This window comes from Bacillus sp. 220_BSPC (assembly GCF_001054655.1).
GTDB classification, from domain to species: domain Bacteria; phylum Bacillota; class Bacilli; order Bacillales; family DSM-1321; genus Peribacillus; species Peribacillus frigoritolerans.
On sequence record NZ_JVPL01000171.1, the window covers coordinates 1 to 10,165 of the forward strand.

Below are 10,165 nucleotides of genomic sequence, written 5' to 3' on the forward strand. Positions count from 1 at the left end.
GGGTTCAGAATTTTTTAATTCCGAACCCCTTTTGTCTACAAACTGAGCCCTTCTGTTTCAGTAGGGCTTTTTTTGGTCATAGATTTTATTTCCCATAGGATAGCACTGCACTAACTGCTCCATTACCAGGAAAATGCTTTAACAAGTACTTTTATCTATTAATTGATTCAATGTTATTTTACAAATTAATAATGACCGAAAGTTTAAAGAATGATTGTTATTATTCTTCCATTCTTCTGGACTCGAGGTGCCGCTCCAGCTTCCTTTTTACCCGCTGAAGTGCATTATCGATCGTCTTTTTTTGAACATTCAGTTCCTTTGATATTTCTAAATAAGTTTTTCCTTCCAGGTACAAGTCCACAACACTGCTTTCCAACTCACTAAGGACTTCGGTTAAAATTAGCTCAATATCACAAATTTCTTCTGATTTTATTAAGATCGTGACTGGGTCATTTTGTCTCTGTTCAGGGATTAGATCAATTAGACCCTGTTCCGACTCCCCTTGATGGATAGGCATATACAATGAAACATAATTATTTAAGGGAGAATGCTTTTGGCGAATAGCCGCTTTTACGGCCGTTATGATTTGTCTTGTAATGCACAGTTCCGCAAATGACCTGAAAGACGCCTTTTTGCAATTTTTGTAGTCCCGAATGGCCTTATATAGCCCAATCATCCCTTCCTGAAAGACGTCTTCCTTATCTCCACCCGTTAAAAAATACTTCAATGCATTTGATTGAACGACACATCTGTATTTATTGATTAAAAAGTCCAGTGCATCCTCATCACCATTATGGATTTTCCCTACCAACATTGCATCTTCCATATGAGTATAGTTTTCCATACGTTTCTTCTCGATGATTACACTCATTTATTTTCCTCCACTCACTTAATTGAGCCCCGATATAAAGAATGCATTATTACTTCAATGTATTAAAGTGCATTCAATATTATAATATCTCAGAAATGACGATAATGATATTCGCAAATAACGACATTTTTCAACAAAATCCAGATATTTATAACTAGAAACTTTCAGTCAGCTTTAATTGATTTGGTAAAGATTTCGTCATTATAGTCGTTTTGTTTAACTCCTTATCATTGACGGATATAGTTGTGCCGGCGGTTGTGGTAATTATGGTGGGGGTTCAGCATATGGCGGCTTATAAATAGCATGATTATAATAATAATCTTAAAGAACTATTCTGCACTAATGATTTAATAGAGCCTAACCAAAAGGAGAAGAACGAATCTATCCTACCTACATTAGCTTCAGATGGAAAATAAGGGTTGTATTTAAAACATCGTCTCTAAATTAGCTGATTTCATTTAAACCCTTCTTTCGCAAAATAAAAAAGCACCCTTCAAAGGATGCTAAAACATATTATTAACTCAGTCATAATATGGAGTACTAGAATTTAATTATTCGCCAATGCCCAGTATGTAGAAGATCCTAACTTAAGCATTCATAAGTCATTAAAGCGGTGGATTTTCCACACCTAAATGAATCCAATCTTCTTTTGGCGGTCCATAAACCCCAAAAGGTTTAATTCCTGCTTGACGCATCAGAACCGTAACTTGTCCGCGATGATGTACAATATGCTTGATTAGCCCCATAAGGATGGAAGCATTTGTTTCCTGTCTTCCGAACGCTTCTTGTATTTGTCCCAGGGATTCGTCTGTCCATTGTTGTTCAATAATTTTGGCTGCATGAGAACTTACATTTTTAAAAGTGATGGCAATTTCGCGGGCTGAAGATGGAACGTTTTCCGAACTTTCTATCCGGTCTATCTTTAACCCGAAATGAGCTAGATAATCTGGAATATTCGTGGTGAAATGCCACACAATTCTTCCTAAAGTGCGACCTTCAGGATAAACTTGTTGTTCTAAGGATTCATCAGTCAAACTATCCAAGACATTTTGAGTGAGTATGGCTTCTTTATTCCATTCTTTAATAAAATCTGAAATTGAAATATACATATAATACCTCCCCTATTTCGATTGATAATTACTTAAAGTATATTATAAAACATATGTTCCCACATTACAAATTCCTCATTAAACATGCAATAAATAATATCCATTCTAATTGGAAAACCATTGCTTTTGCTTTGTACTGGCCGCCTGGAAGTTTCGGTTACAAGTTTCCAAGAAAAACTGTTGAACTGTACTACCTCTTCTGCATTTTAAACCTTTAAGTCCAAAAAAGTATATTCATTTCAAGAGCTGAAATGGTTAACCCTGTTTAAATCGAATACTGGACGTTAAGTTTGTGACTGCAATTTTATGAAAGCGGTGCTCTACAAATATTCCTGGCACTAGCTATACACAACAGGAATCGCTACTTTATAATAGGGGGAAATCATGTTATTAATATATATAAATTCAGTATTGGTTAGGAGAAAAGCCATGCAAAATAAGCTTAGTATAGGAGAAATGGCGAAGTTGCGAGGTGTAACCGTTGATACATTGCGTCATTACGATAAAATTGGATTGCTAAAGCCTTATCATATTGACCCCGAAACTGGCTATCGTTATTACTCCATTTCCCAGTATGAGGTTCTCGGAACGATCAAAGAGTTAAGGAGCATCGGGTTTTCCTTAGAGGAAATCAAGCAATTTCTTACGAACCGCAATGTCAAAAAGTCGGTTCAATCACTTCAAAAATCAATGGCTAATATACAGGAAGAAATTAAGAAATTGCAACATATCCATAATATTTTGATGACACGATTATACAATATTGAACATTTCACAAACAGTTACAGCAATTCGGATATCGTGATAAAACAATTTGAAGAACGGGAATACATCCAGCTAGCCAGATCGGTAAGTTGGGCGGATACAGAAAACCTTTATTTTGGATATTTGGAGCTCGAAAACAAGATTGGTGGAATCATTCCTGCTTTGGCCAGCAATAAATTTGGAGATTTTATCAAGAAAGAGTATTTTGATGAAATTCGTCAATCATCTGACTTCTCCGCTAACCTAAGTGACTATCAATCTCAATCATTCATTCTTGTTCAGGATGAGGAGTCAGAGCAACCAACCCAAAAAATTGAAAATGGGCTATTTTTATGTTCCTATTATGGAGGACTCACAAGGGAGAAAATGCTAACCCAGCTAAAAAAGCTACTCCATCATTGCGATACTCATGACTATATTATTACCGGTGACGCCTTTCGAATTATGCAGGTTGACGTTTCTCTGACCGATCAATATGATGAAGCTTATTATGAAATACAAATTCCGATTAAAGAAAAAGTAACAAGTGAACAGCCTTCGAAATGAAAGTATTATCATTTCGATGGCTGTTTTTTTTGTATCGAAGCTGTTTACTCTGGTGTTAGACGAGACTTTATAATGGATTTATACATATTGAATGGAGTGATGCATTCCTAAATGAAAATAGTAAACCATTATTTTGAAAAATCATTTGGTTCTAAGGAGTGATACCTTTTATTAAAAAGTGTGAAATCAAAAAGACAAGGCCATGTTGTTCCTTGCATTATGCTACTCTTCTTTACCAACTCCTTTCTGCGGCCAATTAGAGGACAGGCAATTGTGAAAAAATGGTTAAAAACATTCAGTCATAGCTCAAGTTGTATCCGTTTACAAGTAGATACTATTTATGTTGGTTATCCTTAAAAACAAAAATGAGCCCAGACAAATAACCTTTCAATTAACTGAATATGCGGAATTTTTAATTAAACAATCCGAATAATCCAGTTATTCGTGAAGTGCACATTAATGAATGTGTACGATCGTTAGTAAAAAATTCACAAGGAGGATTGATTAATGCCGAATTCACCAACTCTTAAACGTACTCTTACTTTGAAGTATGTCGTCTTTTTCGGATTGGCTTTCATGGCTCCAAAAACGTTTTTCTCAACATATGGGGTTGCTGTAAACAGCACCAGCGGGATGATGCCAACGGCTTATGCTATTGCTTTAGTTGTCATGTTATTTACAGCTTATAGCTATGCCCAATTAGTGAAAGCGTTCCCAAAAGCAGGAGCAGCATATACGTTTACGCAAAAATCAATAAGTCCACATATAGGGTTTATCGTTGGTTGGACAATCATCATTGATTATATATTTAGCCCGATGATCAGCGCCCTAATCGTCGGAATTTCATTGAAAGCTTATTTTCCATCCATTCCGATGTTTGTTTGGATCATTTTATTTATTGTGATTATTACTGCTGTCAACATCCTTGGCATTAAATTAGCAGCGAAACTTAATACGTATATGCTTTTCTTGCAATTTTTATTGTTTGCACTATTTTTTATTTTGTCCATTAAAGGTCTTCTTGAAGGAAAAGGAGCAGGGATATTATTTTCCACCGTTCCCTTTTATGATCCTGAAATTAGCGCACCTGCTCTCCTATCTGTTATCCCTATTCTATGTTTTAGCTTTTTAGGCTTTGATGCAGTAACTACTCTGTCAGAGGAGACGAAGGACCCTACGAGAACGTTGCCAAAAGCGATCTATTTCATAACGATGATTGGCGGATTTTTATTCATCACAAGTTCTTATTTTGCACAACTAATTTATCCGGAGTTCCATTCTTTCACTAACCCTGAATCCGCCTATTTAGAGATCGCGATGTATATCGGCGGAAACATTTTTGTGAGCTTCTTTGTGGCAGTGGGGCTAACTTCCACCACAGCTTCAGCCGTGGCATCAGGAACGAGCGCCTCTCGTATTTTGTATGCGATGGGAAGGGAAAATGTATTGCCGAAAAAAATCTTCGGCTATCTATCACCGAAATACCGGACACCTGTGTTCAATATTCTACTCATTGGCGGGATTGCATTAAGCGCTCTTTTCTTAAATCTAACAACAGCTGTATCAATTATTAGTTTTGGTGCGTTATTTGCCTTTTTCTTTGTGAATCTTTCAGTTGTTTCTTACTATTTTTTTCAAAAGAAACAGAGATCTTTTAAAGGAACGATTCAATATTTGATTATCCCGCTTATTGGAGCAGCACTAATTGGATTGTTTTTCATAAATCTAGATAAACATTCACTAATACTAGGTGGAACTTGGCTTCTTATCGGATTTATTTATCTATTAAACTTAACGAAAATGTTTAGGCAGCCGCCTCCTGAGCTTGCCTTTGAGGAAGCTTAATAATAGAGCTATAAAAGAAGGGAATGATTGATGATGAGTCAACAAGTAGCTGACGTAATTATATCAAGTAATACTGTATTTACAGGTCTTTCCGACCAACCTGAACCCGCCTCCATTGCAATTAAGGACAACAAAATTGTTGCGATTGGTACTGAGGAAGAAATTAAACACTGCGCAGGTGAGCACACGAAAATCTATGAGTTTAAAGACCAATTAATTATGCCGGGATTCCATGATTTCCACCTTCATATCATGCAAGGTGCCGTTGCCCTCAATAGTGTCAATCTGTTCGCCGCTCGCTCAGAAGATGAAGCGCTGGAAATGATTGGCGAATTCGCCGAATCAAAACCGGAAAATCAATGGGTAATCGGATTTACTTGGGATGCAGGTTATTGGGATACACAACAATTACCGACTCGCCATTCATTGGATCATATTCTTCCAGACCGTCCGGCACTCATGTTTCACGCTGAAGGCCATTATGCATGGGTGAATACGAAAGCTTTGGAGATTGCTAATATTACTCGTCATTCGGAAAATCCTTTCTATGGCATTATAGGAAAAGATGAAAATGGCGAACCCAATGGTATTTTATATGAAAAAGCAATGGATGCGGTTATCCGCCATGCCTTTAATTTTTCAAATTCACAAAAAAATGAAATCTTCTCCAATTTCTTGGCACACGCAGCAAGCTTAGGGGTCACTTCTGTCAATGACTTACATGGTTTAAAGACAATAGAATCACTAGATGTTTTCAAAGAATTCGAAGACAACGGTAAATTAACAACGCGTATTCATTTATGGCCTGCATTAAATGGCGATCTTGGGCACTCCAAACAATTGCGAGAGACATATCTATCGGATAAGCTCCGTGTGTCGGGACTTAAACAATTTATCGATGGTGTCATTACCGCCCGTACAGCTTATCTACTCGAGCCTTATGCGGATCAACCAGAAACACGCGGTGAGACGTCTTTCCCTCCTGAAACGATCAAAAAATGGGTCGTTGATGCAGATAAAGAGGGCTTCAGCATTCGTTTTCATGCGATTGGAGATGGAGCAATCCGTCTTGCCTTAGATGCCTATGAGGAAGCGCAAAAGACAAATGGTAAACGAGATTCACGACATTCCGTTGAACACATTGAAGTTATTCATCCAGATGATATTCATCGTTTTAGTGAGCTGGGTGTTACGGTCTCAATGCAGCCAGATCACTTAGCTATGTCTGAAAGAGGTGTTTACACCGAACAAGTTGGTGCTGAACGAGAAAAGTATGTCTTCTCGATTAATACTTTGCAAAAAACCGGTGCGAAACTGGCTTTTGGAACGGACTTCCCAATTGATATTTTGAATCCGCTCCTCCAAATTTATCGTGCAGTAACGAGAATCGACAGCAGCGGAAAAACGGTATGGCATCCACATGAGTGCATCACACTTGCCGAAGCATTGAAAGCTTATACCAGTGGCCCAGCCTACGGTACATTTAGAGAGCAGGAATTAGGGACATTGGAAGCAGGTAAACTTGCTGATATTATCGTCTTGGAACGAAATCTCTTTGAAGTACTCGTGGAAGAAATACCAGATATAAAGGTACTGTTAACAATAGTTGACGGTCAAGTAGTTTATGATTATGCCGGGTCTTTAGTAAGATAAATAAACGATTCGGAATAAGAGGATCAACTAGCGGATGTACATCTTTGTCATCAAACGTTTACTTAATATGCAACTTATTATTTTTAGAAATTCAATACGAAAATAGACCATTCTATGGAAAATAAAAACTATAGAAAAGTTGGGCATGGAGATCGGTCTGCTTTGCGGAATCAGTATGGGATTGGAATAAAGAATGACTATGATGGCCATTTAAATAGGGGGACTGATATATGAATAATTCAAACTCACCAACTCTTAAACGCTCACTTCCATTAAAATATGTTGTGTTTTTTGGTTTGGCCTTTATGGCCCCAACTACTTTGTTTTCAACATACGGAGTTGCTGTTCATAGCACGAACGGGATGATCACTACTGCTTATATCGTTGCCTTTATCGTTATGCTATTTACAGCCTACAGCTATGCGCAAATTGTCAAAGCCTTTCCAAATGCGGGTGCAGCCTATACGTTTACGCAAAAATCCCTAAGTCCTCACATTGGTTTTCTCGTAGGTTGGACTATTATACTGGATTATATGTTCAGTCCAATGATCAGTGCTCTATTGTTAGGAATTGCAATGAAAGCCTATTTCCCTTTAATTCCTATGTACGTCTGGATTATTCTCTTTATCGTCACGGTTACGATTATAAATATTCTCGGTATTAAGGTAGCGGCTAAGCTTAATATGGGGCTTCTATTCTTGCAATTCGGAACACTTGCGTTGTTCATCATTTTTTCAATAAAGGGGCTTTTAAATGGTCAAGGTGCAGGAACGCTTTTTTCGATCCTCCCGTTTATTGATTCAAATATAAATATGCCGGGCTTCCTATCCATCATCCCTATTTTATGCTTTTCCTTTTTAGGATTTGATGCAGTAACAACTCTTTCTGAAGAAACGAAAAACCCGCGAAAATCCATACCTAGGGCCATTTATCTTGTAACAATCATTGGTGGATTATATTATTTTATCGGTTCGTACTTTTTACAGCTTGTCTGGCCTGACTATCAATCATTTAAAGCCCCGGAAGCTGCCTATATGGAAATTGCAATGTATATCGGGGGTAACTTTTTGATAAGTTATATGCTCGCTGAAGGAATCATGTCAAGTTTTTCATCAGCTATTGCGTCAGGAACAAGTGCTTCACGTATTTTATTTGCAATGGGACGTGAACGTGTACTTCCTGCCAAAATATTTGGATATCTTTCTCCTAAATATCGTACACCTGTCTTCAACATATTAATTATAGGAGGCGTTGCTCTAAGCGCACTTTTCTTAAGCCTTACAACTGCCGTATCTCTTATAAATTTTGGTGCATTATTCGCTTTTACTTTCGTTAATATTTCGGTTATCGCTCACTATTATTTCCGAAAAAAGCAGCGTTCCTTAATGGGGACCATTCGGTACCTTATCATTCCGTTAATTGGTGCTTCTCTTACAGGTTTCTTTTGGATACAGTTAGACATCTATTCGTTAATACTGGGAGGAACTTGGTTTGCGATCGGATTTGTGTACCTTCTTAACCTTACAAAAATGTTTAGACAGCCGCCTCCTGAGCTTGCCATTGAACAAGCTTAATAATAGAAGCTATTCTATAGAATTGAAAGGAATGATAGATAATGAATCAACAACTAGCTGATGTAATTATTTCAAGTAATGCTGTATTTACAGGAATTTCTGATCAACCGGAGCCCGCCTCGATTGCGATTAAGGACAATAAAATCATTGCGGTTGGATCTGAAGAGGAGGTTAAACCTTATTCAGGCGAGGAAACCAAAATCCATCAATTTAATGACCAATTTATTCTACCGGGTTTTCATGATTTCCATCTTCACATGATGGATGGGGCTGTTTCGATGAATAGTGCCAATTTATTCCCAGCCCGTTCAGAAGATGAAGCGTTGGAAATGATTCGTGAATTTGCCGAATCGCGCCCGCAAGATCCTTGGATAATCGGCGCTTCATGGGATGCAGGATATTGGGATACGCAGCAATTACCGAATCGGTCTTCATTGGACCGCATTCTCCCCGACCGTCCGGTGCTTATGTTTCACGCCGAAGGTCATTACGCATGGGTAAATTCAAAGGCACTTGAAATCGCTAATATTACCCGTCATACGGAAAACCCTTCGTATGGAATGATTGGAAAAGACGAAAATGGGGAACCTAATGGTCTTTTATACGAAAAAGCAATGGAAGCGGTTATCCTCCATGCCTATGATTTTACAAAAGAACAAAAGAGAGAACTTTTCACGAATTTCCTCACTCATGCGGCTGGTTTAGGAGTAACATCCGTCCACGACTTATTCGCAATAGAAGCATTGGAAATGCTTAATGATTATGATGTTTTCAAAGAATTTGAAGACAATGGAGATTTAACTGCCCGCATTCATTTATGGCCAGCTTTAAATGGCAATCTTGAACGTGTCAAAAAATTACGAGATACGTATCAATCGGACAAACTTCGTGTGTCAGGACTTAAACAATTTATCGATGGCGTCATTACAGCCCGTACCGCGTATTTACTTGAACCTTATGCTGATCAACCGAATACACGAGGTGAATCATCGTTCCCTCCTGAAACAATCAAAAAATGGGTCGTTGATGCTGATAAAGAAGGCTTCAGCATTCGTTTTCATGCAATTGGCGACGGAGCGATTCGCCTTGCTTTAGATGCCTATGAGGAAGCGCAAAAGACAAACGGTAAACGAGATTCGCGTCATTCTGTTGAACACATTGAAGTGGTCCACCCTGATGATATTCATCGTTTCAAAGAGCTAGGCGTGACCGCTTCAATGCAGCCGGATCACTTTGCGATGTCTGAAAGAGGTGTTTATACCGAGCGGATTGGTACAGAACGAGAAAAGTATGTTTTCTCGATTAATACACTGCAAGAAGCCGGAGCGAAATTGGCATTCGGAACGGACTTCCCAATCGATACCCTTGATCCGCTTCTGCAAATCTATCGGGCAGTAACGAGAATCGACAGCAGCGGAAAAACGGTATGGCATCCACATGAGCGCATCACACTTGCCGAAGCATTGAAAGCTTATACAGCCGGATCAGCTTATGGTTCCTTTAGGGAGAAGGAATTGGGAACATTAGAAGTAGGAAAACTTGCTGATATCGTAGTATTAGAACGAAATCTCTTTGAAATACCAGTAGAAGAAATTCCCAATACAAAGGTACAGCTAACGATCGTAGATGGAAAAGTTGTTTTTGATCATACGACATCTTTAATCGAAAAGTAACATTAAAGGAGGATTCTACAACTGTGGAATCCTCTCAGACTGTAGACAAACTCCAAATCGAGTTTGTCCTTTTTTATGACTTGTACAATTTGGACGTTGATTGGAACGTAGGGCACTCGCTTTCCGCGG

At 38.3% G+C, this 10,165-nt stretch carries 7 protein-coding genes; 5 read left to right on the forward strand and 2 right to left on the reverse strand.

Going from position 1 to position 10,165, the window contains the following annotated elements; translation table 11 throughout:
• Positions 1 to 220 precede the first annotated feature (220 nt).
• Both sigH and ADA55_RS11615 read right to left on the reverse strand, forming a co-directional pair.
• The gene (gene sigH, locus ADA55_RS11610) at positions 221 to 871 is read right to left on the reverse strand and encodes an RNA polymerase sporulation sigma factor SigH (protein WP_048683814.1); all 651 of its coding nucleotides are present in this window, start codon (positions 869 to 871) and stop codon (positions 221 to 223) included.
• Between the two features lie 605 nt (positions 872 to 1,476).
• Complete coding sequence (locus tag ADA55_RS11615) at positions 1,477 to 1,980, reverse strand: DinB family protein (protein ID WP_048683816.1); 504 nt, start codon at positions 1,978 to 1,980, stop codon at positions 1,477 to 1,479.
• Positions 1,981 to 2,409: 429 nt separating this feature from the next.
• Here ADA55_RS11615 and ADA55_RS11620 point away from each other — a divergent pair, with 429 nt between their 5' ends.
• The 5 genes from ADA55_RS11620 (at position 2,410) to ADA55_RS11640 (ending at position 10,036) form a co-directional block, all read left to right on the forward strand.
• Positions 2,410 to 3,291, forward strand: a complete 882-nt coding sequence (locus ADA55_RS11620; protein WP_142398470.1) for a MerR family transcriptional regulator — start codon at positions 2,410 to 2,412, stop codon at positions 3,289 to 3,291.
• Between the two features lie 507 nt (positions 3,292 to 3,798).
• A complete protein-coding gene (locus tag ADA55_RS11625) occupies positions 3,799 to 5,136 on the forward strand; it encodes an APC family permease (RefSeq protein WP_048683823.1) in 1,338 nt (445 codons plus the stop codon).
• Positions 5,137 to 5,169: 33 nt separating this feature from the next.
• On the forward strand, positions 5,170 to 6,789 hold the full coding sequence (locus tag ADA55_RS11630; RefSeq protein WP_048683834.1) for an amidohydrolase: 1,620 nt from the start codon (positions 5,170 to 5,172) through the stop codon (positions 6,787 to 6,789).
• Between the two features lie 230 nt (positions 6,790 to 7,019).
• Positions 7,020 to 8,363, forward strand: coding sequence for an APC family permease (locus tag ADA55_RS11635; RefSeq protein WP_048683827.1), 1,344 nt, complete (start codon positions 7,020 to 7,022; stop codon positions 8,361 to 8,363).
• 41 nt (positions 8,364 to 8,404) lie between these two features.
• On the forward strand, positions 8,405 to 10,036 hold the full coding sequence (locus ADA55_RS11640; RefSeq protein ID WP_048683831.1) for an amidohydrolase: 1,632 nt from the start codon (positions 8,405 to 8,407) through the stop codon (positions 10,034 to 10,036).
• The last annotated feature ends 129 nt before the right edge of the window (positions 10,037 to 10,165 follow it).

Excerpts from the sequence above, each read along its gene's own strand:
- sigH (WP_048683814.1), bottom strand. The coding sequence starts at position 871 with ATGAGTGTAATCATCGAGAAGAAACGTATGGAAAACTATACTCATATG.
- ADA55_RS11615 (WP_048683816.1), bottom strand. The coding sequence starts at position 1,980 with ATGTATATTTCAATTTCAGATTTTATTAAAGAATGGAATAAAGAAGCC.
- ADA55_RS11620 (WP_142398470.1), top strand. The coding sequence starts at position 2,410 with ATGCAAAATAAGCTTAGTATAGGAGAAATGGCGAAGTTGCGAGGTGTA.
- ADA55_RS11625 (WP_048683823.1), top strand. The coding sequence starts at position 3,799 with ATGCCGAATTCACCAACTCTTAAACGTACTCTTACTTTGAAGTATGTC.
- ADA55_RS11630 (WP_048683834.1), top strand. The coding sequence starts at position 5,170 with ATGAGTCAACAAGTAGCTGACGTAATTATATCAAGTAATACTGTATTT.
- ADA55_RS11635 (WP_048683827.1), top strand. The coding sequence starts at position 7,020 with ATGAATAATTCAAACTCACCAACTCTTAAACGCTCACTTCCATTAAAA.
- ADA55_RS11640 (WP_048683831.1), top strand. The coding sequence starts at position 8,405 with ATGAATCAACAACTAGCTGATGTAATTATTTCAAGTAATGCTGTATTT.